At 70.7% G+C, this 24927-nt stretch carries 18 protein-coding genes; 10 read left to right on the plus strand and 8 right to left on the minus strand.

All coding sequences use genetic code 11. The features are described from left to right. Window positions 1-23 precede the first annotated feature (23 nt). A complete protein-coding gene (locus tag ACX114_RS20060; protein WP_459286848.1) occupies window positions 24-1958 on the minus strand; it encodes a CocE/NonD family hydrolase in 1935 nt (644 codons plus the stop codon). A 169-nt stretch (window positions 1959-2127) separates the two neighbouring features. Between ACX114_RS20060 and ACX114_RS20065 the strand changes: the two genes are divergently transcribed. The 3 genes from ACX114_RS20065 (at window position 2128) to ACX114_RS20075 (ending at window position 5782) form a co-directional block, all read left to right on the plus strand. Further along, the gene (locus ACX114_RS20065; protein WP_014396984.1) at window positions 2128-2622 is read left to right on the plus strand and encodes a peroxiredoxin; all 495 of its coding nucleotides are present in this window, start codon (window positions 2128-2130) and stop codon (window positions 2620-2622) included. A 122-nt stretch (window positions 2623-2744) separates the two neighbouring features. Then, window positions 2745-4220 (plus strand): hypothetical protein, encoded by a 1476-nt coding sequence (locus ACX114_RS20070; RefSeq protein WP_459286849.1) that lies wholly within the window; start codon window positions 2745-2747, stop codon window positions 4218-4220. A 98-nt stretch (window positions 4221-4318) separates the two neighbouring features. Continuing rightward, window positions 4319-5782: a TraB/GumN family protein gene (locus ACX114_RS20075; RefSeq protein WP_459286850.1), complete on the plus strand. Its 1464-nt coding sequence runs from the start codon at window positions 4319-4321 to the stop codon at window positions 5780-5782. Window positions 5783-5831: 49 nt separating this feature from the next. Here the strand turns inward: ACX114_RS20075 and ACX114_RS20080 are convergent, their stop codons facing one another. Next, a complete protein-coding gene (locus tag ACX114_RS20080; protein ID WP_459286851.1) occupies window positions 5832-8132 on the minus strand; it encodes a S8 family serine peptidase in 2301 nt (766 codons plus the stop codon). Between the two features lie 235 nt (window positions 8133-8367). Between ACX114_RS20080 and ACX114_RS20085 the strand changes: the two genes are divergently transcribed. The 4 genes from ACX114_RS20085 (at window position 8368) to ACX114_RS20100 (ending at window position 12871) form a co-directional block, all read left to right on the plus strand. After that, a complete protein-coding gene (locus ACX114_RS20085) occupies window positions 8368-9783 on the plus strand; it encodes a hypothetical protein (protein ID WP_459286852.1) in 1416 nt (471 codons plus the stop codon). Window positions 9784-9852: 69 nt separating this feature from the next. Beyond that, window positions 9853-10665, plus strand: a complete 813-nt coding sequence (locus ACX114_RS20090; protein ID WP_459286853.1) for an STM4013/SEN3800 family hydrolase — start codon at window positions 9853-9855, stop codon at window positions 10663-10665. Then, window positions 10662-11975: an STM4012 family radical SAM protein gene (locus ACX114_RS20095; protein ID WP_459286854.1), complete on the plus strand. Its 1314-nt coding sequence runs from the start codon at window positions 10662-10664 to the stop codon at window positions 11973-11975. The genes ACX114_RS20090 and ACX114_RS20095 overlap by 4 nt, the downstream gene beginning before the upstream one ends. Next, on the plus strand, window positions 11972-12871 hold the full coding sequence (locus ACX114_RS20100; RefSeq protein WP_459286855.1) for an STM4011 family radical SAM protein: 900 nt from the start codon (window positions 11972-11974) through the stop codon (window positions 12869-12871). Before ACX114_RS20095 ends, ACX114_RS20100 begins: the two co-directional genes overlap by 4 nt. Here the strand turns inward: ACX114_RS20100 and ACX114_RS20105 are convergent. The 3 genes from ACX114_RS20105 to ACX114_RS20115 all read right to left on the minus strand — a co-directional run bounded on the left by ACX114_RS20105 (window position 12838) and on the right by ACX114_RS20115 (window position 16715). Beyond that, the gene (locus ACX114_RS20105; protein ID WP_459286856.1) at window positions 12838-13962 is read right to left on the minus strand and encodes an STM4014 family protein; all 1125 of its coding nucleotides are present in this window, start codon (window positions 13960-13962) and stop codon (window positions 12838-12840) included. The genes ACX114_RS20100 and ACX114_RS20105 overlap by 34 nt on opposite strands. A gap of 9 nt (window positions 13963-13971) precedes the next feature. Next, window positions 13972-15336 (minus strand): WGR domain-containing protein, encoded by a 1365-nt coding sequence (locus ACX114_RS20110; RefSeq protein ID WP_459286857.1) that lies wholly within the window; start codon window positions 15334-15336, stop codon window positions 13972-13974. Window positions 15337-15398: 62 nt separating this feature from the next. Next, complete coding sequence (locus tag ACX114_RS20115; RefSeq protein WP_459286858.1) at window positions 15399-16715, minus strand: OmpA family protein; 1317 nt, start codon at window positions 16713-16715, stop codon at window positions 15399-15401. Window positions 16716-16893: 178 nt separating this feature from the next. Between ACX114_RS20115 and ACX114_RS20120 the strand changes: the two genes are divergently transcribed. After that, window positions 16894-17643: a hypothetical protein gene (locus ACX114_RS20120; RefSeq protein ID WP_459286859.1), complete on the plus strand. Its 750-nt coding sequence runs from the start codon at window positions 16894-16896 to the stop codon at window positions 17641-17643. 13 nt (window positions 17644-17656) lie between these two features. Here ACX114_RS20120 and ACX114_RS20125 read toward each other — a convergent pair whose 3' ends face one another. Together ACX114_RS20125 and ACX114_RS20130 are read right to left on the minus strand one after the other, a co-directional pair. Continuing rightward, a complete protein-coding gene (locus ACX114_RS20125) occupies window positions 17657-19372 on the minus strand; it encodes a ribonuclease H-like domain-containing protein (protein ID WP_459286860.1) in 1716 nt (571 codons plus the stop codon). Between the two features lie 16 nt (window positions 19373-19388). Continuing rightward, entirely contained in the window at window positions 19389-21809 is a 2421-nt protein-coding gene (locus ACX114_RS20130) for a DEAD/DEAH box helicase (RefSeq protein ID WP_459286861.1), read from the minus strand. A gap of 183 nt (window positions 21810-21992) precedes the next feature. Between ACX114_RS20130 and ACX114_RS20135 the strand changes: the two genes are divergently transcribed. After that, window positions 21993-23240 carry an ArsB/NhaD family transporter gene (locus tag ACX114_RS20135; protein ID WP_459286862.1) on the plus strand — a complete coding sequence of 416 codons (1248 nt, stop codon included), beginning with the start codon at window positions 21993-21995 and terminating at the stop codon, window positions 23238-23240. Here ACX114_RS20135 and ACX114_RS20140 read toward each other — a convergent pair. Then, window positions 23237-24076, minus strand: coding sequence for a hypothetical protein (locus ACX114_RS20140; protein WP_459286863.1), 840 nt, complete (start codon window positions 24074-24076; stop codon window positions 23237-23239). The two genes, ACX114_RS20135 and ACX114_RS20140, sit on opposite strands and share 4 nt — an antisense overlap. Before the next feature lie 90 nt (window positions 24077-24166). Between ACX114_RS20140 and ACX114_RS20145 the strand changes: the two genes are divergently transcribed. Next, window positions 24167-24925, plus strand: coding sequence for a GspE/PulE/PilB domain-containing protein (locus tag ACX114_RS20145; RefSeq protein ID WP_459286864.1), 759 nt, complete (start codon window positions 24167-24169; stop codon window positions 24923-24925). Window positions 24926-24927: the final 2 nt, after the last annotated feature.

Here is a 24927-nt window from a genome sequence, read left to right on the forward strand (position 1 = left end):
CCGCGCGCGAGTGGACCGGGGATCTACTCGTCCAACGCGGGCAGGACGTTCACCTTCAACGCACTGGGCTGGGCCGCCGTGTGGTGCAGCCGGTGCATCGCGCGCACGAAGTCGGTGGGCTTCGCCTCGAAGATGTTGGGCACGAAGGTCTGCGGGTTGCGGTCGACGAAGGGGAACCAGCTCGACTGCACCTGCACCATCAGCCGGTGGCCGCGCTGGAAGGTGTGGAACACGTCATTGATGACGAAGCGCACCTTCGTCACCTCGTTGGGCGTGAAGGGCTTGGGCTGGGAGTAGCTGTCGCGGAAGCGGCCGCGGAACGGCTCGCCGCGCACCAGCGTCTGCTGCGCGCCCCGGTTGCGCTCGCCGGAGTGTTCCTGCTCCTTCGTCCAGCCGGGCACCTTCCCGGGGTTCACGTCCACCAGCTTCACCACCCAGTCCGCGTCACTGCCCGTCGTGGAAACCCACAACTCCGCCTCCAGCGGGCCCGCGAGCGTGAGGTCCTGGGTCAGCGGCTCCGTCTGGTACGTGAGTACATCCGGCCGGCGCGAGGCGAAGCGCTGATCCTCCGTCATGTACGACTTGGACCAGCCGGGGCTCAGGTCCTGCGTGTACGGCACGGGCCGGGCCGGGTCGCTCACGTACTCGTCGAACGACGGCGCTGGCGCCTTGGGGGCCTGGAACGTCAGCGCGCCCTGGGGCTGGAAGTACAGGCGCGTCTCCCTGGTGCCCTTGGGCGGCCAGGCGTCCAGTTGGCGCCAGCGGTTGGCGCCGCCCTCGAAGACGAACGCCTCCGGCACGGCCGCGTCCGGGCCGCCCTTCAGGTGCTGCTTGAAGAAGGCCAACACCAGGTCCTGGTACTGGACGCTGGTGGGGAAGCCGAAGTCCGCGTCCCCCAGCGACGTGCCGTCCGAGCGCATCCAACCACCATGGGGCCAGGGGCCCATGACCAGTGTGTTGGAGATGCCGGGGTTCTGCTTCTCGATGGCGGCGTACGTGCGCAGCGGGCCGTAGAGGTCCTCCGTGTCGTACCAGCCGCCCACCACCATCACCGCCGCCTTGATGTTCTTCAGGTGCGGCAGCAGGTTCCGCGCCTGCCAGAAGGCGTCGTAGTTGGGGTGCGCGACGAAGTCCTTCCAGAAGGCGATGTCGCCGTGGAAGTGCTTCGCGTCCGCGTTGGACAGCGGGCCCAGGTCCAGGAAGAACTGGTAGGCGTCCGGGGTGCCGAAGTCGAAGGACTTCCAGTCGGTGTCGTCGGTGGGCGCGGGGCGCGGCTTGCCGAAGGTGGAGAAGAAGCTGAACGCCAGCTGGAGGTTGAAGGCGCCATGCCGGTGCATGTCGTCCCAGAACCAGTCCGCGATGGGCGCCTGCGGCGACACGGCCTTGAGCGCGGGGTGCGAGTCGATGGCGCCCGCGGACGTGTAGAAGCCCGGATAGGACACGCCCCACATGCCCACCTTGCCGTTGTTGTGGGGCACGCGCTTCACCAGCCAGTCGATGGTGTCGTACGTGTCGCTGCTCTCGTCCACCTCCTTGCCGCGCTTGGTGTCGCGGTGGGGGCGCACGTTGACGAACTCGCCTTCGGACATGTACCGGCCGCGCACGTCCTGGAAGGCGAAGATGAAGCCGTCCTTCTCGAAGGCGGGCAGGCCCAGGGTCTTCGGATAGCGGCCGGCTCCGTAGGGCCCCACGGAATACGGCGTGCGCGAGAGCAGCACGGGGTAGCGCTTCTGGGGGCTCGCGTCGTTGGGCACGTAGAACGTCGTGAAGAGCTTCACGCCGTCGCGCATGGGGACGCGCACCTCGTACTTCGTGAAGCGCGACCGGAGGTACGCGGCGCGTTCATCCTCGGGGCTCGCGGGCGGCTTGGGTGGCGCGGCGGGGGCCTGCGCGAGCGCGGGGCCGGACAGCGAGAACAGCGCGAGCGCGGCCACGAGGCCGCGGGGGTGGAAGGACATGCTCCCCTCCTCTTGCGGAAAGAACGCGGGGGACGATGCGGAGGAAATCCATCTTGGGCGATGCCGCCGGGGCACGGAAGCCGGAACGCCCGCCGCATCGCGCCGCCGATTGATTTGCGGGTCAGGCCATGCGCGGTCCATGCTCCCGCCCGGGAGGATTGGGACTTTCATGGCCAAGATGCTGAAAGAAGGGGATGCGGTTCCGGATGTCACCCTGCAGGGGCCGGGCGGCGCGCCGGTGCGCCTGCGCGATCTGCTGGGCGACAAGGCGATGGTCATCTACTTCTACCCGAGGGACGACTCCCCGGGATGTACGGTCCAGGCCTGCAGCCTGCGCGATCAGTACCAGGACTTCACGGACGCGGGCGCGGACGTGGTGGGCATCAGCAGCGACTCCGCGGAGTCCCACGAGAAGTTCGTCGCCAAGTACCGCCTCCCCTTCCGCCTTCTCAGCGACCCGGATGGCGCGGCGCGCAAGGCCTTCGGGGTGGGCACCAACTTCCTGGGGCTGCTGCCCGGGCGGGTGACGTTCGTCGCGGACAAGGGCGGCACCATCCGCTACGCGTTCGACTCGCAAATCCAGGTGAAGAAGCACGCCGAGCACGCGCTGGATGTCGTCCGGTCGCTCACGGGCCAGGGAGCCGCTCCCACCCGTCCTGCCTGACAGACGTGTTCTCCGTGCGTTTCCCGGTAGACTGATTCCCGTCGTCCCGGCCGTGGGAGCCGGGACGCCGCACCCCCGTCGCGAGCAACATCGAGCACAACGGGTGGGCCGGAGGTCATGCCATGCGGTTGCACTGGTTGCTGGGGCTGTCGTTGTGCGTCGGAGGCTGCGCGAGCCTGACGAAGGACCTCCATGACGACACGCCGGAGGACGAGGAGATCCCCTCCGAGGAGACGGTGTACCTGGTCCCGCTGGACGAGGCCCTCTTCACCATGCGGCGCGTCTTCGAGGAGCAGCGCTACGACGTCTTCGAGCGCGCGGACCACAACGAGCTCTACACGTCCGCGCACGAGCCCGGGGTGAACCTCCCCGGCAACCGCACCTACGAGCGCTACTTCGTGAAGGGCGCGTCGCTGGGGCCGCGCCAGTCGGTCATCCGCGTCTTCCGCCTGCGCTACCGCGAGCAGGACACGAACATCGAGGTGAAGCCCAAGTGGCTCAACGAGCGCATCCAGGACGAGGAGAAGTACCTCGCCCGGAAAACGTTCGAGCGCTTCACGTTCGAGGGCGTGCCGGACATGGAGGGCTTCAAGATGGTGCGCGGCACGCGCGACCTGCCGCTGGAGCGCAAGCTGCTGGCGAAGCTGGAGATGGTGCCGTCGCTGGAGCTGGTGGGTGGCAGGACGACGGCGCCCGTGCGCGCGGTGCAGGTGGAGGGCTGGGATGACGACACGGCCCAGCCGCCGCCGGTGAAGTGCGGCGATCCGCTACAGGGCGTGGAGCCGCTGCTCACGGCCGGGAACACGGTGCTGGTGGGAGATCCGCTGGGCACGCGTGAGCTGCCGGAGATCGCCACGCGGATGTTGTGCGACGCGGTGGAGAAGAAGCTGCCGGTGGCGCTGGCGTTGTCCATGCCGTCGGAGGACCAGGGCGCGCTGGACGACTACCTGGCCAGCGCGGGCCACGGCCCGGACCTGGAGCGGCTGCTGGTGGTGAGCTCGTTCTGGCGCCGCGTGTACCAGGACGGCCGCAGCAGCGGCGCCCTGCTCCGCCTCATCGAGCAGGCCCGGAGGCTGCGCGCGCAGGGGCACGCGGTGACGGTGCTGGCGTTCGACTCGAACAACGCCTCCGGCAACGCGCGCGAGGCGGAGATGGCGAAGAACCTCATCGCGTACCGCCAGGCGAATCCGGACACGTGGCTGCTGGCGCTCGCGGGTGACGTGCACGTGCGCACGAAGCCGGTGAGCTGGAACAAGGACTTCGAGCCGCTGGGCTGGCGGCTGACGAAGGCGCTGCCGGAGTCGCCGGTGAAGGCGCTGGAGGTGGGCTTCACGCGAGGCTCGCAGTTCTCCTGCCGCTTCAACGTCTGGGAGCAGGTGGACTGCAACGTCTTCGCGCTCAGCCCGACCCCGGAGCTGCGCCAGGAGCCGGGCACGCCGCGCAAGGTGGCCCTGTTCGACAGGCCCAGCGACACGGGCTTCCACGGCCGGCTCTGGGTGGGAGCGCTCAACGCCTCACCCCCGGTCATCCAGCGCGCCGCGCCCGTGGCCCAGCAGCAGCAGGACGGCGGCACGAAGCCCACGGACGCGGAGCACTGAGACCGGGGGGCGCAATTCCCGCACCCGGAGTGCTAGACTCAGGCGTCCGGGGATGGCGCCTGCCTTGGGCTGTCCCCTCCACGAAAGGGGATAGGACCATGCGGTGGCACTGGACGCTGGGGCTTCTGTGCATGACGGGGTGCACGGGCATCTCGCGCGGATTGGATGGGGATCCGCTGGACACGGAGCCCATCCCTACCGTGGAGCGCGTGTACCTGGTGCCTCTGGACGAGGCGATGTTCGTCGCTCGCCGCCTGCTCGAAGAGCAGCGCCTGGACATCTTCGAGAACAACACCACGCATGAGCTGTACTCCCAGTCCTGGGAGATCGGCGTGAACGTGCGTGGCAACCGCACCTTCGAACGCTACCTGGTGCGCCCCGAAGAGGTCGGCCCGCGCCAGTCCATCGTGCGCATCTTCCGCCTCCAGTACCGGGAAGCGGACGACGCCGTCACGCAGCAGACGCCCGAGCCAGGCAGCCAGCGGACCAACGACCACTACTACAACCACTTCCGCGAGGTGTTCGCCCACGAGACCTTCGAGGGCGTCCCGCAGATGGAGGGCTTCCGGCTGCGCCGCGGCTTCCGCGACCTGCCCCAGGAACGCAAGCTGCTCCAGCGTCTGGAGATGGTCCCGTCCCTGGAGCTGGTCGGCGGCAAGGCCGCCATCCCCGTGCGCGACGTGAAGGTCGCGGGCTGGACCCCGGAGACGCCCGAAGCCACGCCCCGCTGCGGCGACCCCGTGGAGGGCGTGGACGCGCTGCTCACGCAGGGCGGCACCGTGCTGGTCGCGGACCCCATGGGCACGCGCGAATTGCCGGACGCCGCGGCGCGCATGCTCTGCGACGCCACCGCGAAGAAGCTCCCCGTGGCGCTCGCCCTCTCCGTTCCGTCCGTGGAACAGGCCGCGCTGGACGAGTACCTCACCAGCGCCGGCACGGACGCGGACCTGGAGCGGCTGCTCGTGCTGAGCGACTTCTTCCGCCGCGTGGATCAGGACGGCCGCAGCAGCGCCGGCGTCATCCACCTGCTGGAGGCCGCGCGCCGCCTGCGGGCCCAGGGCCACGCCGTCTCGGTGGTGGCGTTCGACTCCAAGCAGGCCGCGGGCAACGCGCGCGAGGAGGAGATGGCCGCGAACCTCATCGCCTTCCGCAAGGAGAACCCGGACGCGTGGATGCTGGTGCTCGCGGGCGACGTGCACGTGCGCACCAGAGGCGTGAACTGGGATTCGAAGTTCGAACCCATGGGCCACCGCCTCACGGCCGCCCTGCCCTCCTCGTCCGTGAAGGCACTGGACGTGGGCTTCGCGCGCGGCGCCCATTACTCCTGCCGCTTCAACGTCTGGCAGCAGGTGGACTGCGACGTGCACGGCATCAACCCGTCGGCGGAAGGACGCCAGGAGCCGAACACGCCGCGCAAGGTGGCCCTCTTCGAAGCGCCGGGCGAGACGGGCTTCCACGGCCGGCTCTACCTGGGCACGCTGAGCCCGTCCCTGCCCGTCCTCCAGCGCGCCTCGAAGCCCGTGGTCCAGCAGCAGGCCCCCGCGAAGCCCGCTGAACACTGACCGTCACGGCGCGGGCCCCGGACACACCGGAGCCCGCGCTCGGCAACGACTACGGCGCCTTCGCGTTGAGGTTCACGCCGCTCACCACCAGGGCGTAGACCGCGTCCACCGCCGTCGTCGCCGTGTGGGCGTCCTGGACCACCTCGTCCGCCAGGACCTCCACCTTCCACGTGCCCGCGGCCGGGTTCGCGAGGAAGACGTTCTCCACGGTGTCCACCTTGTTGGACACGCCGCCGGACGTGGACACGTTGCCCGCCGTCAGGCCGTTGTTGCCCCAGTACACCGTGCCGTTGGGCGCCGTCACGCGCAGGGACAGGTCGTTGATGCGCGCCCGGGCCGCGCCCACCGTGCCCATCGGATCCGTGTAGACCATCGTGACGTTGAGCTCCGGCTCACCGGTGGGCACGACGAAGGCGTACGTCTTGACGCCGAGCGGCGCGAGGACGTCCGTCTCGTCCACGACGAACGTCTTCGCCGCGCGGTCGTACAGGCGCTTCAGGTCGGACGTGCCCCAGCCCTGCTTGTTGCGGTCGATGTCCGCGTTCGAGCCGCCCGCCAGCCAGTTGTACTTGGACGCGCCGTTGATCATCAGCGCCTTGGCCGTGGCCATCTTCGGGCGGCTGGTGAAGACGTCCGCCTTCTTGCCGTGGCCGGCCCACACGCCCTCGTGCCACATCTGGTGCAGCAGGCCGAAGTGGCCCGCCGTCTGCGGCGTGGCGGAGCTGGTGCCGCTGAACTCCGTGTAGGCGCTGTCCGACGAGCCGTACGCGCCCCGGATGCTGTCGTAGTAGAACGCCAGGTCCGGCTTGATGCGGCCGTCCGCCGCCGGGCCGATGCTCGCCCCCGAGGACCAGCGGTCATCCGTGCGCGTCTGCGTGTTGTAGTGCCGGATGCCGCCCACGGAGACGATGTTCTTCGCCCACGCCTGCGGCCGGGAGCTGCGCGTGCCGCTGTTGCTCTGCGACTGCGTGCTGAGGATGGGCGCCTTGAACAGGTAGTCGTCCACCTCCGCGGAGATGGTCGTGTACGACGTCGTCAGCGTGCTGCCCACGCTGGAGGTCTGGAACACCGCGCGGTAGGGGCCGCTCGGGTTGATCAGCTCCTGGTTCATCGTGAGCCGGGACTTGGTGCCGCCGAACTGCGTGGCCTCCGAGTAGAGGAAGAAGATGCCCTGCCCACCCGGCAACAGACCCCTGGCCAGCGGATCCACGCCCTTGGCGAAGTTGTGGCTGTAGCAGGCCGTGCCGTGCAGCGAACCGGAGGACGTGCCCGTGCTGTGGATGATGGGCGCGGTGGGCCACTCGCGGTGGGTGGTGCGCAGCTCGGTGTCGAAGATCTCCCCGCGCACGCCCTGCCCGTTCCAGCCCTTGAGCCCCTCGACGTAGTTGGCGCCGCCCGTCTCGCGCACGATGTCCATGTCCACCTCGCCGGGGCCACCCCAGCGGTCGATGAACTGCACCTCGTTGGCGCGCGCGACCGAGGCCAGTTGCTCCTGGTTGAGCGTCGCCTCCACGCGCAGGCCGCCCGGCTCCACCAGGTCCACCTTGCCGCCCAGCCGCTCCACCAGCGCCGTCACGCGGGCCTGGCGGGCCGCGCCGCCCTCACCCAGCATGATGGAGTAGCGCTGGGGGGCCAGCGCCGCCGTGCGTCCGAGCAGCGCGTCCCGCAGCGCCGGCTCCACGCGCCACTCCGGGTGGTAGTCCCCCACCCAGCGCACGGCCGGGAGCTGGGTGACACGCGCGCGGACCTCCGACGGCATCTCCACCAGGTACGTGTGGTCCGACAGGAAGCGCAGCACCTTGCCGCCCGCGTTCTCGATGGTCTCGCGGTACTCCGGCAGCGGCGTGCCGTGGAACTGCACCAGCGACAGGGTGTTGTTCCGGTCCGCCACCAGCGCGTTGCCCAACAGCGGCGCGGTGCGGGCCAGCGGGTCGAATGACGCCTCCGCCAACCGGATGAGGTACTCCTCCTGCTGCACGCGGCCCAGCAGCTCCGAGCCGCCGCGCGTGTACGCGGAGAAGGAGCGCTCCGTGCCGTCCGCCTGCCGCTCACGCCAGACGTGCAGCTGCACGCCGGTGTCCCGCGCCACGTCCAGGGTGCGCAGGCCGCTGACCGGCCGCGCCGTCTGGTGGAACACCAGCCCGGACGGCGTCGCCAGCGTGGTGCCCCCGGCCTGGAGCGCCGTGGCCACCGCCGCGCCCGGCGCCGCCGGAGCCCGCGTGGCCGATGAAGGAGTGCGCTCCGCCGCGAGCGCGCCAGCCGGAACCGCCAGGGTGCAACCCAGCACCAGCGCCGTCACCGGCCGCCAGCCACCACGAGACGTCGAGAACCGCTTCCGCATGTTCTGCATGTCGTGCACTCCCTTCAAAGTGAGAATAACCTGTAATACGTATTACTACCGTATTTCAAGTCCTTGCCACTCAGTTGCAATAGGGCGTGCTTTTTGCGCCGTGGACGTCCTCTCCGAGTAGGTCCAGGTGGTCCTGGATGGGTGGAAGTAGCTGGAATCTCTCAAGATTCAGGAGTGTAAGAGCCACACCCTGAGCGGAAACAAAGCGTCGGAAAGGTCGATAACCTCATTACCCATGACTTCCATCAATCCCAACCGTCCCACTCCTACGTTCCAGCCGACGCAGTCGACGGTCCCCGCCAACCGCCCCGCGAGCGCGCCGCAGACGCAGGCGCCCGCGCAGCAGCAGGCCCCGGAGGCAGCGGCCGCGGCGGAGCGCAACCGCGACTCGTTCTCGCCCGCCGCCGCGATGCGCCCCACGGGCCGCGCCCGGGTGACGACGCAGGGTGACAACTTCGTCCTGGAGGCCCAGGGCCAGGTGGGCAACCGCGGCTCGACGCCTCGGGGCGGCGTGCCGACGCGGCTGGGGCCGGTGAGCGCGGGCGGTTCGTTCGGAGTGCAGGGCAGCCTCCGTGTGGAGGTGCCGCGTCAGGCCGCCACGGACGCCATCCGCAACGGTGAGATGCCCAATCCCGCCGCCCCGGAGACGTGGCCGGTGGGCACCCGCGCCCGGGCGGAGGTCCAGGGCCAGGCGGGCTTCAACGCGGGCGTGCGCGCCGGTCCGGGCAAGCTGGGCGAGCGGCTGGGGCTGAGCACGTCCTACGACCGCACCCAGACGCAGCGCTTCGAGGTGCAGCGCACGTCGGAGGACACCGTGCGCGCCACGGTGACCAGCGACGGCCGCCAGCGGGACGCCACCAACATCCGCGGCCTGGAGGGCCGGCAGGATCAGCGCCTGGGGCGCTCGCATTCGGCGGACTTCAACATCCGCACGCCGGAGGGCCGCGCGGCCTATGACGACTTCATGCGCACCGGCCAGCTGCCCCAGGCGAATGGCCCGGGCGTGAGCAACGTGAACCGCACGGACACGCTGGATCAGACCCGCGAGGGTCGCGTGCTGGGCGCGCGGGTGGCGGACAGCGCGCGGCGGACGGAGGTGGCCTCGGACGGCGCCGGGCAGCACACGGTGCGCCAGTCGGACCGGGAGATCTCCGGCAGCACGCTGTCCTCGGAGACCACGGTGGGGGCGAACGGCGAAGGCCAGACCCGGACGCGCATCAACGACTCCGTGGTGGCGTCGACCGAGCGTCGCCCGGGCCAGCCGGCGCAGACCTCCTACGAGCTGACCTTCACGGACCCCACGGCGGCGCAGATCGCGCGAGGGGCGTTCTCCAGCGACGACTCGGCGGCCGACAACCGCGCCCCCTACTCGGTGCGCCTCAGCGAGCCGCAGGCCCGCGCGCTGGTGGAACGCACGATGGGAGAGGGGCTCCAGGGCGGGCAGCAGGCACTGGACAACGCCTTCCGCCGGCTGTCGCAGGGCGGGCAGCAGGGCTTCGCGACGTCGCTCTACAACTCCACGATGGACACGCAGCGCCCCAACGCCCCGCGCCGCCCGCTGGAGTCCATGCCGGCCGAGGCCGCCACCCCGGCGCAGCCGCGGAACCCGACCGAGTCGCTTCCCTCGGTCCCGACCATCCCGATGTCGTAGTCCCGCCGTCCAAAGGCGGGGTATGGGACCTCCCATCGATGAGGTCCCCTCCCCGCCCCACCGGTCCGCATGCATGACCTGAACGCACTGGTCGGCACGCACGACCTGCTCCTCCTCACGCTGGACACGCTCCGCTACGACGTGGCCCGGGAGGAGCTGGAAGCAGGCCGCACCCCCACCCTGGCCGCGCTGCTACCCGGCGGCCGGTGGGAGGAGCGGCACACTCCGGCGAGCTTCACCTACGCCGCGCACCAGGCCTTCTTCACGGGCTTCCTGCCCACGCCTGTCACCCCGGGCCGGCACGCCCGCCCGTTCGCCCTGCGCTTCGAGGGCAGCGAGACGACGGGCCCCGGCACCTGCGTGCTGGACGCGCCGGATATCGTCACGGGGCTGGCCGGGCGCGGCTATCACTCGGTGTGCATTGGCGGGACGGGCTTCTTCAACCAGAAGAACCCCCTGGGCCGCGTCCTCCCGGGCCTCTTCTCCGAGGCGCACTGGGCCCCGGAGCTGGGCGTCACCGACCCCCGATCCACGGAAAATCAGGCATCACTGGCAGTGAAAATCCTGGGGTCGCTGCCCCGGGAGCAGCGGGTGTTCCTGTTCATCAACGTCTCCGCGCTGCACCAGCCCAACCGGCACTACGTGCCCGGGGCGACGGAGGACTCCAAGGCGACGCACGCGGCGGCCCTGGCGTACGTGGACAGCCAGTTGCCGCCCCTGTTCCAGGCGCTGCGACGGCGGGGCCCGGCGTTCTGCATCGTGTGCTCGGACCACGGCACGGCGTACGGCGAGGACGGCTACACGGGACACCGGCTGGGGCACCCGGTGGTGTGGACGGTGCCCTATGGCGAGTTCGTGCTGCCGGTAGACTCCGCGCCATGACGCGCTTGGAGTCGATGCTCGAAGGGACGCCGTACGTGGCGTACCTCTACGGCTACCCGCACAAGACGGCCTACCGCCCGCTCACGCCCGCGCTGCCACTGGAGGACGTCTGGGCGAAGGAGCGGCGGGACGCGCTGTTCCTCTACCTGCACGTCCCGTTCTGCGAGATGCGCTGCGGGTTCTGCAACCTCTTCACCGCCGCGGACCCGAAGGAGGACGTCGTCGACGCGTGGCTCGCCGCGCTGAAGCGCGAGGCCCGCCGGGTGAAGGAGGCGCTGGGGCCGGCCACGTTCGCGCGGGCCGCGATTGGCGGTGGCACCCCCACCCTGCTGGACGTCGCGGGGCTGGAGACGGTGTTCGACCTGGCGGCGGAGCTGGGCGTGGATCCTCGCGGCGTGCCCATGTCCGTGGAGGTGTCGCCGGAGACGGTGGACGCGGACAAGGTGGCGCTCTTGAAGGCCCGGGGCGTGGACCGGGTGAGCATGGGCGTGCAGAGCTTCCTGGAGTCGGAGGTCGCCGCGGTGAAGCGGCCGCAGAAGACGGCGCAGGTGGAGGCCACGCTGGACCTGCTGCGGAGCGCGGGCTTCCCCACGCTCAACCTGGACCTCATCTACGGCATCGAGGGCCAGACGGTGGAGACGTTCCTCCACTCGCTGGAGGCGGCGCTGCGGTACTCGCCGGAGGAGCTGTACCTCTACCCGCTCTACGTGCGGCCCCTCACCTTCCTGGGCAAGAAGTCGCGCGCGTGGGACGACCTGCGGCTGTCGCTCTACCGGACCGGCCGGGACTTCCTCCTGTCGCGCGGCTACACGCAGGTGTCCATGCGGATGTTCCGCGCGGCGCATGCCCCCGCGACCCGCGGCGCGGTGTACCGCTGCCAGGAGGACGGCATGGTGGGCCTGGGCGTGGGCGCGCGTTCGTACACGGGCGCGGTGCACTACTCGTCCGAGTACGCGGTGGCCTCACGCGAGGTGCGCGGCATCATCCAGGCTTACAGCGAACGGGACTCGGCGTCCTTCGGTGAGGTGCGCTACGGCTTCGTGCTGGACGCGGCCGAGCAGCGCCACCGGCACCTGGTGCTGTCGCTGCTCGCGGAGGGCGTGGACCCGGGTGTGTACCGCCAGCGCTTCGGCACGGAGGCGAAGGCGGACTTCCCGATGCTCACGGAGCTGGAGGCGCACGGGCTGGCGCGCGACGTGGACGGCGTGTTCCAGCTCACCGCGGCGGGCGTGGAGCGCTCCGACTTGATTGGGCCGTGGCTGGACTCCGAGGCCGTGCGCGCGCGCATGGCGGAGTACGCCTGGCGATGAAGCTCACCGTGCTCTACCGGGGTCCGCTGTCCGGCTGTAACTACGGCTGCGAGTACTGCCCCTTCGGCAAGTGGAAGCAGAGCGAGGAGGAGCTGACGAAGGACCGCGCGGACCTGGAGCGGTTCCTCCAGTGGGTGGAGTCGCGCACGCAGGACACCGTGTCCGTGTTCTTCACGCCGTGGGGCGAGGCGCTCATCTGGCCCTGGTATCAGCAGGCCCTGGCGCGGCTCACGCACCTGCCCCATGTGGAGCGCGCGGCGGTGCAGACGAACCTCTCCTGCCGGCTGGACTGGCTCACGGACTGCCGCACGGAGAAGCTGGGCATCTGGGCCACGTACCATCCGGAGTGGATGAAGCGTTCGCGCTTCCTCGCGCAGTGCCAGCGGCTGTCGGAGCACGGCGTGCGGCACAGCGCGGGCATGGTGGGCTTCCGGCGCTTCGCGGACGAAGCCGAAGCCCTGCGCCGCGAGCTGCCCGAGGACACGTACCTGTGGATCAACGCGGTGAAGGACGGCCTGGACGCGTACACGCCCGAGGACGTGGAGCGCTTTACCCGCATCGACCCGCTCTTCCCGGTGAACAACACCCGTCACCCCAGCAAGGGCCGGGCGTGCCGTGGCGGCGAGTCCGTGCTGTCGGTGGACGGTGACGGCACCGCGTACCGGTGCCACTTCATCAAGGAGCCGCTGGGGAACCTCTACGCGCCTGACTTCGACGCGGCGTTGAAGCCGCGCCCGTGCTCGAAGGACACGTGCGGGTGTCACATCGGCTACGTGCACCTGGAGTACCTGGAGCTGGATCGCGTGTTCGGCTCCGGGCTGCTGGAGCGCGTGCCGGCGACGCGGCTGTGGACGGGCGGCGCTCAGCGCAGCGCTTCGCGAATCTCCCAGTCGTAGACGGACAGGCCATCGCGCGTGAGGCCGGGGAGCAGGTCTCCGAAGGCGTTCGCCTCCAGCACGCGGTGGCCGTGGAAGAAGTCCTCGAACATCAGGTCGATGCCCACGTGGAGGCAGTCATGCGCGCGGGCCACGGCGCGGCAGCTCTCCATCGCGGCCTCCAGCTCGCCGGGAGGCACCGCCGCGCGGAAGGCGTCCAGGTCTCCCCGGTAGCCGCCCAGGTGCAGGTTGGTGATGGGCAGGCGGCTCTGGCGCACCACGGTGAAGACGGGCTCGTCGCGCACCGCGAGAACACGGCAGTCGAACATGTCGCCGCCCAGTCGCGCCTTGGGCCTGGACTCCTCCACCTGTGAGCCCTCACGCAGGAGGAAGGACAGCACCGCGTCCACCTCCCGCGCGTCCGTCACGCGGCGCACCTTGAGGGAGTTGAACCAACCGGTGGCGCCCCGATGCAGGCTGGTGAGCAGCGTGCCCTGCTCCCGGTCCGGCCGGTACACGGCGAGGCACGACGCGGACGAGCCGCAGGACAGCTTCACGAACGCCTCGCGGAAGTTCGCTTCGCGCAGGGCGTGGCGCAGGGTTTCCGGTGTCGTGCCCGGGGTCACGTCCAGGAACGGCGGCACGGGGATGCCCAGGCCCGCGTACCGGCGCGACGTGATGCGCTTGTCGAACAGGTCCGCGATGGCACCCGGTGAGGACAGCACACGCCAGTGGGGGCGCTGGGCGAACCGCGCGGACAGGTCCTCCAGCACGCGCAGGAAGCCCAGGTGGTGCTGCCGGGGGCACAGCACGCGGCCGTGTTCATCCGGCAGTGCATCCAGCTGTTCAGGCGTGACGGTGTCGCAGCCGGCGGCGAGCGCATCGGTGTAGCCGCGCTGGAGGAACAGGCGCTCGACGGCCGCGTCCTCCCCCGCCGCGTCGATGCGGACAAGGCGCTCCGTGTCGGGCAGCTCCAGGAGGACGTCAGGCGTACGGGCCACCGTCTCCCACGCCACCACGTGCGCGGGAGGAAGCCCGGCGCGGACCAGGGCCTCCTGGAACAACGTGACGCGCCGGTTCCCGGGGTTGCCGATGATCAGGAACGGCGGCATGCGGACGGGCTACTCGCCCACTGCGGCGTAGCGCGACTCTTCGTCATAGGGCTCGCGCTGGTTGCCGCTCGCCACGGACTTCGCGACGTGGGCCACGGTCTTCTGCCCCGCCTTCGTGAGGAAGTTCTGGGTGACGTCCAGGGTCTTGAGGTGCGCGAAGGCCTTGGCGTTCTGGGCCAGCGTGTCCGCGCCCGCGTCGGACATCGTGCCCATGGACAGATCCAGCTCCTCCAACTGGGCCAGGATCTTCGACTTGGGCAGCGCCGCGCACAGCTCGTCGGTGAACTCGGCGTTGCGCAATCCCAGCTTGCGCAGGGCCGGCACGCCCTCCGCGTCGAGCAGGGGCTTGAGCTCCTTCACCCCGCCGCTCGCGCCGTAGTTCTCCTGGCCGAACCAGACCTCCAGCGACTCCAGCTTCGGCCACTTCGCCTTTACGATCTCCTTCACCGCGCCCTCGTGGAGGCCACCGGTCTCCACGGTAAACGAGCGCAGCTCCGGCAGGTCGATCTTCCCGAAGCCGATCTCCCCGCCGCGCACGCGCAGCTCCTGGAGCTGGGGGTAGACCTTGTAGAGCGGCTTGAGGTCGCCCACCTGCGTCCAGGAGATCTCCGTCTCGTCCGGGAACTCGAAGTCGCCAATGAACAACGAGCGCAGCGGCGGCGCGGGCTTCGCCTTCGCGAGCACTTCGAGCGTCTCGTCGTAGTCGTTCTCGCCGTCGAAGTTGGCCATGCCGAGCGTCAGCCGGCTCAGGAACCGCGCGGACGGGTGGGCCAAGAGCTCGGCCAGCAGGTCCGGGATCTCCGCCGTGGAGTCGTAGTCCACCTGGCCCAGCCGGGCCTCGCGGATGTAGCCCAGGTGCCATTCCAGCTTGAGGGTCTCGTCGGAGATGGCCTCCGTCAGCGACTCGCCCAGCAGCTCGGCCCCATGCGTCTGGATGTACTTCTCCACCTTCTTGCGCGTGGCCGTGGCCGTCGCGGCGGGCGCGTCCAGCGCGGAGTGCTGGAGGAGGATCAGCTCTGCGCGGGGGTCTCCCTCGCCCTTGAGCCATTCGGCGTACGCGAGATAGCCCTTCACGTCGTCGGGCTTCGCGAGGATGGCGGCCTCCAGGTCCGGGTTGACGGCGGACTCGGCGGTGGCCTCTCCACCGTCGTCGTCTCCTCCCCCGGAGCCCTCGACGAGCGCGTAGCCCTTGCGCTCCTTCTCGCGGACCTGGGCCTCGTAGGCCTTCTTCGCCTCGGCCTTGGAGTCGAACTCCTCGACCTTCTCCTGGCCGTCGGTGCCGATGCGGCCCCAGCGCTTGGTCAGCGTGGTGCCCTCCAGGGTGATCTCCCAGAACTTGCTGGAGCTGCCTTCCGTGAACTCGTAGCGAGGCATCGCACGTCCCTTTGGCGAAGAACGCCCGGGACGCTAGAGGAGCCCCAAAGCAACCTCAAGGCTCAGGGGCGCAGCAGCACCAGCTCCACGCGGCGGTTGAGCTCACGGCCGCGAGGAATCAGGTTGGGGGCCTTGGGGCTGCGGTCGCCCAGGCCCACGGCCTCCACGCGGGACGGCGCCACGCCGGCGCGGATCAGCATGTCGGCCACGGCGCGGGCGCGGGCGTCGGAGAGGCTCTGGCGCGCGGGCTCGGGGACCTCGCGCGAGTCGGTGTGGCCCTCGACGCGCAGGCGGGCCTTCGGGTCGCGCACGAGCAGGTCCACCGCCAGCTCCAGGCCCGTGAGCGCGGCCTTGGAGGGCATGGGCTTCTTCTCCTCGAAGCTCAGGGGCTGGGGCAGCTCGATGCGGCCCTCCTGCACCTTGGCGGCCTTGGCGGCCTTGGGCGCGGGCACCAGCGCGAAGGCGAGCGACGTGTCCGCCCCGGCGGCCAGCTCCACCTGGCGCGTCTGCGCGAGGAAGCCGTCGGCGATGAGGTCCACGGTGTACGCGCCCGCGGACAGGGGCACGTCCTGCGGCTTCTTGCCGGGCACGGTGAGCTTCAGCGGCTCGCCCGGACCGCGCACGAAGGCGGTGGCGTTGGTGGGCTTCTTCGACGTCACCTGGAGGCGCAGGCGGCTGGCGGCCACCGGCGGGCGCTCCACGGGCGGCGTCACGGAGACGACGGTCGTCGTGGGCTTCACGCCCGCGTCCGGCGGAGGCGTGGGCTGGACGACCTTCACCGGGGCGCCGGCATCCACGGGCGCGGGCTTCACGGGCGGCGGCGCGGTGACGACGGCGGGCTCGTCCTTCAGCGGCTGGATCATCTCCGCGGTGACGGCGTGGGTGAGCTTGAGCTTGAGGCGCGGATCCGGCGCGTTGGGCACGACGCTGGGGGACGCCTTCACCACGACGCGCAGGCCGCGCTGGGTCTGGAAGCCGACGGAGGCGGTGATCTTCCAGAGGAAGCCGTTGGTCTCGCTGAACAGGCTCCAGGAGCCGTTGGTGTACGTGACGCGCGAGACGAGGGTGTGCTCGCCGGGTTCGACCTTCAGGTTCGCGAGCCGGTGGACGCCGGGCGCGTTGAGCTCGTCCAGCCCCGGGACGGCGAGCGGCTCGCCATCCAGGAGGAAGTCGGTCTCCACGAGCCGGTAGCCGTCCTCGGGCTTGAAGCCCGCGAAGAGCACCTGCACTTCGGAGGGAGACTCGGGGACCATGTCGCGCAGCTGGCGTTCCAGCTCCGCGCGCACCTGTTCCTCGCGCGTCGTTTCAGCCGCGAACGCGCCCGGGGCGAGGAGTCCGGCGAGGACCAGGGACCCGAATTTGAGGAAGGAGGAATCCACGAGGCGCACGCAGCATGGCACAAGGTGACCCGGGACGATGCAGGGATACAGCCCTGTAGGGCGAGCAGGCGTGCGTGTCCGTCAAGTTTCGGGGATCCGGTTGAAGGCCTGGCGGTGAATCCCGCGTTCCAACCAGTCCTGGCGAAGCGGGGCCGGGATGGATCATCCTGTTTCGCGCATGGATCCCCGGCCCGAATCCCCTCCGACCCCTGTCCCCTCCTCCCCCAAGCCGGAGCCTCGCTTTTCACGGCGGGCGTGGGCCTGGAGCGCGGTGGGAGCGGTGGTGACGCTGGGGGTGCTCGCGGGGATGGTGCGGGTGGACCGCTCGGCGCGAGGCCTGGTGCTGCTCCAGCAGGGCGAGTGGGTGGACGTCCCGGCCCCGGCCTCGGGGCGAGTGATGTCGGTGGACGTGGGGCTGACCGAGCCGGTCAAGGCCGGGCAGGTGCTGGCGAGGCTGGAGACGGCGTCCGGGGCGGCGGAGGTGGTGGCGCCACTGGAGGCGATGGTAGGCCGGGTGGCGGCGACGAAGGGGGCCCAGTTGGAGGCGGGGCAGCCGGTGGTGGCGTTGATGAACCGGAACGTGCTGCCGTCGCTCTCCGTGCTGTTCCCGGAGGACTACCGGCAGGAGCTGGCCCCGGGGATGACGCTGGAGTTCCAGATGCCGGACATGCCCCACCCGCTGGAGACGGTCATCGAGCAGGTGGAAGGTCCGGAGGCGTCGCTCCAGTTCGCGAAGGTGCAGCGGCGAGCCGCGGCGTACCCGGAAGGCGCGGTCCTGATCCGGGCGCACGTGCCAGCCCGGACCTACGAGCGGGACGGCAAGAAGCGCGTCTACCAGGACGGCGAGTCGGGCCGAGCCCAGGTGAAGCTGGGCACGCAGCGACTGCTCGTCTCGTGGTTCCCGGGCCTGCGTGATGCGCTGCCGTGAGGCGGGCTGACGCTCAGGCGCCCTGACGCGACAGCCGACGCTCCAGGCGTTCCAGGCGGAGCTGGTGGTCCTCGGGCAGCTCCACGGGGGCTGCGAGCCTGGCGTGGTACAGGGCCCGGGGCAGGTCCTTGAGGGAGTGCTCGTAGAGCTTCGTCAGGGACAGGTGCAGCACCGCGCCCTGGCCGGGCTTCGCGAACGTGAGCGCCCGCTGCAGGTGCGCTACCGCTGACTCGCAGTCTCCCGAGCGGCGGCAGAGGCGTGAGGCCAGCACCAGCGCTTCGATTCCCACCGGGCCTCCGCTCTCCGCGGCGGCCTTCGCGAAGGTCAGCGCCCTCGCCGCGTCCCCTGCCCTCTCCGCCACCTGCGCGAAGCCCAGCAGATCCCGGGGGTCCTGCCGCTCCGTGCCCTCCGACTGGAAGCGGCGCACCAGGTCGCCCATCAGCGCCGCCAGCAGCAGGATGTCCTTCTGGTTGTGCTCCAGCACCGGCACCAGCTCCGAACCATCCGTGCCGCGCAGGAAGCGGAAGTACAGCTCCGGGATCAGCGAACCGTCCACGTCTCCGATCCGGTGATGGCCCAACACCTTGGACTCCAGGTGCACCAGCCGCGCGCCCTCGCCCCGGTGCTTGAAGACGCGACGTGCGCAGTGCAGCAGGTCCAGGTGCGGCAGCTCCTTTGGCACCGGCACCCGGTTGAGGACGAAGCGCGTGCGGAGCAGCGGCCAGTCGAAGCTCTTGCCGTTGTACGTGACCAGGCAGGACGACGACGCCATGCGCTCGGCCAGGAGGCGCAGCATGGGCGCCTCCTCTCCCATGCGCCGCAGGAAGAGCTGCTGCACGCGCATCGAGCGGCCTTCGAACCAGCCCAGGCCCACCAGGAACGGCACCGTGCCTGTACCGCCCGCGAGCCCCGTCGTCTCCGTGTCCAGCATCAACATCCGCGTGAAGTCCACCGACTCCAGCTCCGGATGCAGCGCCAGCCCCGCCACCAGCCGCGCCTCCACGTCGAGCGCCGCCGCCACCGGCGCGGTGCCATGACGGTGATCCGGCGAATACACCTGCTCGGCGACATGCACCGTGCCGTGCGGCGTCGCCCGCGCCTCCACCGGCAAGGCACGCGGCTCGGGGAGCGGCGCCACCGCCTTCCGAGCGGACGCCGTGCCCTGACGCTCCGCCCAGAACGACAACATCTGGCGCAGCGCTTCCACCCGTGGATCCGCGGGGCCGTCCGCCGTACCGCCGCGCTTCGCCGCGAACCGCCGCCGCGCTTCCTCGCGCAGGTCCACGAGGCCATCCGCCCGCGTGGCCTCGCGGCTTTGCCCGGCGCCTCCGTCCACCCGCGTGGCCTCGCGGTCGGAGACCGCCGTCCGCGCGGTGAGTCCGTTCACCAACGCAGCCTCGGGCGCCAGGCCTCCGTCCGTCCCTTCCGCGTCGGGGGCGTGCTCACCCTCCCCGTCCATCGACAAGCGCTTGCGCAGCGCCTGGACCAGCACCTCCGCGATGGTGGTCGTCCCCGCTTCTTCCAGCCGCGTTACCGCCGCAGCGCTGCCCTCGTGCGGCCGGGCGACCACGGCCGACGGGGAGCTCGCCTCGGCCGCCGCGTCCTGTGCGCGCGCCTCCACCGCCGGTGTCTCCATCACAGGAGCCACCGCCACGGTGTTCACGGGCGCCCGGGCCTGACTGCCGGGGCCCGCATTGGTGAGTCGGGACAGCTTGCGCTTCAGGTCCATGCCGCGCCCGTGCTCCTCACTGCACCCCGGCGACGCCGAGCGCCGCCAGCAGGTCCAACGCCAGTCGCTTGCGCGGATGCGACCCCGACGGCGCGCTCCCCGGCTGCCCACCCGCCGCCGGCCCGATGCACGCCGGACACCCGTCCTCGCACGGACACGACTCCAGCAGCTTGCGCCCTCGCAGGAGCAGCTCCTCGCGCTGATCGTACAGCCGCGCCGCCAGCCCCACGCCGCCGGGCACGTTGTCGTAGAGGAACAGCGTCGGATCGAAGCCCACGCCTCCCTCCTTGCGCGGCGGACCGTCCGGCTCGTCCTTGCTGCCGAGCGTCCGTCCCAGATCGCGCGGGTCGCTCATCAACCCCACGCACGCCACCGTGCGCAGCGCGGAACCCAGGCCTCGCAGCGCGTCGATGACCGCGGGCCGGGGCGCGTCCATGTTCCGCACCACCGCCTCCGGCACCGTCAGCCACAAGGCCGACGTGTGCATCTGCATCTCCGGCAGCCGTACGTCGCCGTAGCCCACGTTCTCGTGCGTGTGGAACTTGATCTTCTTGTAGCCGACCACCTTCTCGATGACGGACACCTCGCCCAGCCCCGCGTGCAGCGAGGGCCCCAGCGGCGCGCCCTGGTCCTCCTGGATGACGCTCACGCGCACGTTCGTCATCGCGTCCGTGAAGTAGTCCGGCGCCACCTTGCGCACGAACGCCTTGTGGTTCTCCAGGTCCAGCATCTCCACCTGGTACTGCTCGGAGTCGTGCTGGTAGATGGCCTGCTCGTGCAGCTGTGTGTGCGCCGAGCGGAAGTCCATCTCCGCCAGCGTCTTGTCCGTACCGCGCTCGATGACGACGACGTTGTCCCAGCCCACGCTGCGCAACGACACGTGGTGCGCCGGATACGCGTCCGACGACCAGTGGAACATCCGCCGCCCGCCCTCCGGCGCCTGCGACGGGTGCACCACCTGGTGCTGCGTGAGGAAGTCCAGCGCCTCCGTGGTGTTCTCCACCGGCACGTCGCCGAAGGAGTCCCCTTCCTCGAAGGGCAGCTCGAACGCCGCGCACTTCAGGTGCTGGACCAGGATCTCCACGTTGTCCGGATCAATCCGAGCGTGCTCCACCGGCGCTCCCGTGAGCGCGCGCGGATCCGCCGCGAAGTACTGATCCAACGGCGCGCTGGACGTCACCAGCAGCGCCAGGCTCCCCATGCCGCGCCGGCCCGCGCGGCCGAAGCGCTGCGCCAGCGCCGCCACGGAGCCCGGGTAGCCCGCGCACACGACGGCATCCAGCGAACCGATGTCGATGCCCAGTTCCAGCGCGTTGGTGGCCACCACGCAGCGCACCTCGCCCGCGCGCATCGCGGCCTCCGTCGCGCGCCGGGTGCCCGGCAGGTAGCCGCCCCGGTAGCCCTGGATGAGCGACGGGTCCAGCTTCTCCTCAACGAACCGGTCGCGGAGGTACTTGAGCATCACCTCCACGTTGTTGCGCGACTGGCCGAACAGCAGCGTGGACACGCCCGCGCGCACCAGATCCGACGTGAGGCGCACCGCGCTCTTGAGATAGCTGGCGCGGATGCCCAGCTCCGCGTTCACCACCGGCGGGTTGTAGACCATCACCCGGCGCTCACCGGACGGCGCCCCGCTCTCCGACACGAGCGCCACCTCGCGCCCCAGCATCCGCTCCGCGTGCGCCTTGGGATTGCCGATGGTCGCCGACGCCAGGATGAACGTGGGCGAAGCCCCATGGAACCGCGCCACCCGCTGCAACCGCCGCAGCACGTTCGCCAGGTGCGAACCGAAGACGCCCCGGTACGTGTGCAGCTCGTCGATCACGACGTAGCGCAGGTTCGCGAACAGCCGCGCCCAGTTCGCGTGGTGCGGCAGGATGCCCGTGTGCAGCATGTCCGGGTTGGTGAGCACCACGCCCGCGCGCTCCCGGGCCGCCCGGCGTGCATCCCCCGGCGTGTCACCGTCGAAGGTGATGGCGCCGTGGCCCAGGCCCGCCTCACGCATGAAGGCGCGCAGCGACTCTTCCTGGTCGCGCGACAGGGCCTTCGTGGGGAACAGGTAGAGCGCCCGCGCTTCCGGCTCGCGCGCGAAGCGGTCCAGCAGCGGCAGGTTGTAGCAGAGGCTCTTGCCGGACGCGGTGGGCGTGGCGATGACCAGGCTCTCCCCGTCGCGGGCCCGCGCGTAGGCCTCCGCCTGGTGGGAGAAGAGCTGCTCCACGCCCCGGCGCTTCAGCGCATCCCGGACCTGGGGGGACAGCCCCTCCGGCAGCGGCGCGAACACACCGGCGCGGGCCGGCGTCACGGCGTCGTGGACGATGTTCGGCCACACCTGCCGGTCCGTCCGCCATCCCTGGAGGACGGCGTCCAGCCCGCGAGCCCCCGACCACGGCGTGCGGCGCGGGCCGGAGAAGGCCTCGGTTTCCTTCTCGGGCTTCATAGGGCCGGCCACTGTACAGACGTGTACCCGGAAGGACAACGCGCGTCAGGACCTCCCGCGTCGGTCTTTTGGGGGCCCATCACCCACATTCGCACCCGACAGTAGCCGGCCCGATTCCCTGCTGGGCAGGCGGCTCCAGGGGCCTCGACGCGTCCGAGGCGCGGACCCTAGTGTCCCGCGCCCGTGGCGCTCGCGATCTTCCTGTTCACGTACATCTTCATCGCCGGGGCGAGGCTGCCCTTCATCAAGCTGGACCGTCCCGGAGGCGCGCTGCTGGGCGCCACGCTGATGGTCGTCGCCGGGGCCGTCACGCCCGCGGAGGTCTTCGGCCACAGCACGGACCGGGGCCAGCAGGCCATCGACATGGACACCATCGTCCTCCTATTGGGGATGATGCTGCTGGCCGTGTACCTGGCGCAGGCGAACTTCTTCCGCGCCGCCGGGGCCAGGGCCCTCAAGGTCGCGCACACGCCCCGGCTGCTCCTGGTGGCCGTGACGTTCGTGAGCGCGTTCCTGTCCGCGTTCCTCGTCAACGACACCGTGTGCCTGTTCCTCACGCCGCTGGTGCTGGTGGTAGTGGAGGACGCGCGCCTGCCGCCCGTGCCGTACCTGCTGGCGGTGTGCATGGGCAGCAACAGCGGCTCCGTGGCCACGTTCACCGGCAACCCGCAGAACATGCTGATCCAGGGCGCGTCCGGCCTGGGCTACGCGCGGTTCGCCGCGTACATGGCCCTGCCCGCGGTGCTCTCCACGCTCATCGTCGCCGTGGCGCTGCTCTACCTCTTCCGCAAGGAGCTGCCCTCCGCGCGCTTCGACACGCACCCGCCCCCGCTGGAGGTGGACCGCCGGCTGCTCGCGCTGGGACTGGGGAGCCTCCTGGGCGTGGTGGTGGCGTTCTTCGCCGGCTTGCCCATGAGCTGGAGCGCGCTCGCGGGCGGCGTGCTGGTGATGTCCCTGTCCGGGCACGAGCCGCGCGAGGCCCTGGAGCGCGTGGACTGGGTGCTGCTGCTCTTCTTCGCCAGCCTCTTCGTCGTCGTGCACGGCGTGCACAAGGCGGGCTGGGCGGAGGAGATCCGCCACGTGTTCTCCCCGCTGATGGCCGGGCCGCCGTGGCGCGAGACGCTGGGCTTCGCGGGCCTGACGCTGGTGGCGTCCAACCTCTTCAGCAACGTGCCCTTCGTGATGCTCGCGCGCGCGTGGGTGCCGTCCATGCAGGAGCCGGAGCTGGCGTGGCACGTGCTCGCGCTGGGCTCCACGCTCGCGGGCAACCTCACGCTGGTGGGCAGCGTGGCGAACCTCATCGTCTTCGAAGCCGCGCGCGGCAAGGTCCGCATGGGCTTCATGGACTACCTGCGCGTGGGCGTCCCCGTGACGCTGCTCAGCTTCGCGGTGGACCTGGGTGTGCTCCTGGCCGAGCACGCCCTCTTCTAGGGATCCGGATCCGGCAGCTCGCCCGGGGGCAGCTGGCGCTCGGGCGGAGTGGGCGCCGGGGTGGGCTCGGGCGCGGGGGTGACGGCGGAGGGCACGGTGTCCGGCGCGGTACTGCCCGACGGGGCCGCGCCCTTGCGGTTCGTCGGCGTCAGGTCCTTCACGAACATGTCCGCGACCTTGTCCAGCAGGTCCGTCATGGCCAGCCGGAACAGCTCCGGCTCCTTGCCGACCTTGAACGGATCCAGGTGCGGCGCGCCCTGCTCCACCGCGTCCAGGTTGAACGGCCGGCGCCACAGCTCCGAGCGCCCGTCCACCCGGAACATGCGCCCGTACCCCTTGAGGTAGGCCCCGGCGTGCCCGTCATCGCTGCGCATGCCGTAGTCCTGGATGACGAACTCCACGATGGTGTCCGCGCCCAGCGGGGCCATCAGGTCGTAGTCCGGCGCGTTGGCGGGCACCTCCTCCACCAGGAAGCTCTCCAGCGCGGAGGCCACCCGGGCGGGATCCACCGCGTCCGTCCAGGGCGCCTCTTCCGGCAGGCGCGACAGGGTGGTGACGCGCAGGCGCTCGGAGAGCTCGAAGCGCGTCACGGCCTGCTGAAGCTTCACGGTGAGCCGGCGATCCGCCTCCTTGGGCTCCAGCTTCTTGAGCTTGTCGGAGTACGCGCTGTCCTCCTGGAACACCTTGCTCTTGGGCCCCGCGCCATCCTCGATGCGGGAGATGAAGGCGGGCCGCTGGACCCGGTCCAGGTCCGCGCCGGACAGGCGCTGGGACGCGCACCCGGCGGTGAAGGCGACGAGGACCGCGGCGAATAGGACGCTTCTGCTTCGCACCATGAGCCCAGGCTATCCCATCCCCGCCCCCCTGGCCTGTTTGTGACCCACCGAAGGCCTGGGGAGTGTCCGGCGCTGATATGCTGCCCGGCCGTGAATCCTCCCCCTTCTGTTCCTCCCGGCCCGGGCCCCAACCGCAAGCGGCGTTTGGGCGAAATCCTGATGGACGCCGGCCTGCTCACTGAAACCCAGCTGCGGACGGCGCTCGCCGAGCAGCGCAAGTGGGGCGGCCGGCTGGGCCTCACCCTGGTCCAGATGGGCGTCGTGGACGAAAGCTCCATGGTGCACGCCCTGTCCCGGCAGCTGGCCATCCCCACGGTGAACCTGGACACGCACGTCCCCGTGCCGAACGCCCTCCAGGCGCTGCGCGTGGACATCGCCGAGCGCTACACCGTCTTCCCCATCGCCTACGAGGTCCCCACCAAGACGCTCACCGTGGCCACGTCGGATCCGACCAACGTGGAGTCCCTCCAGGAGCTGGCCTTCCACTCCGGCCAGAAGCTCCAGGTCGTGGTGGCGACGGCGTCCTCCATCGAGCGCGCCATCCGGCACCACTACCACGGGGAGATCACCTCCACGGCCGCCACGCCGCTGAGCTTCGGCATGGAGGAGGCCACCTTCGAGCTGGCCCCGCCGCAGCAGGCGGAGGCCCCCACGCCGCCGCGAACCCCCACGCCGCCGCCGGTGGTGCGCGACGTGGAGCTGGCGTCGAAGGTGGAGGCGCTCACGCAGCAGGTGGCGGACCTGGAGCGCATGGTGGCGCAGCAGGCGCGCGTGATGCGCGCGATGATGGACGCGCTGGAGGCCCGGGGCGCGCTGACCCGCGAGGAGGTCCAGGCGAAGGCCCGGTGAAC

Source organism: Corallococcus sp. M7 (assembly GCF_054512695.1).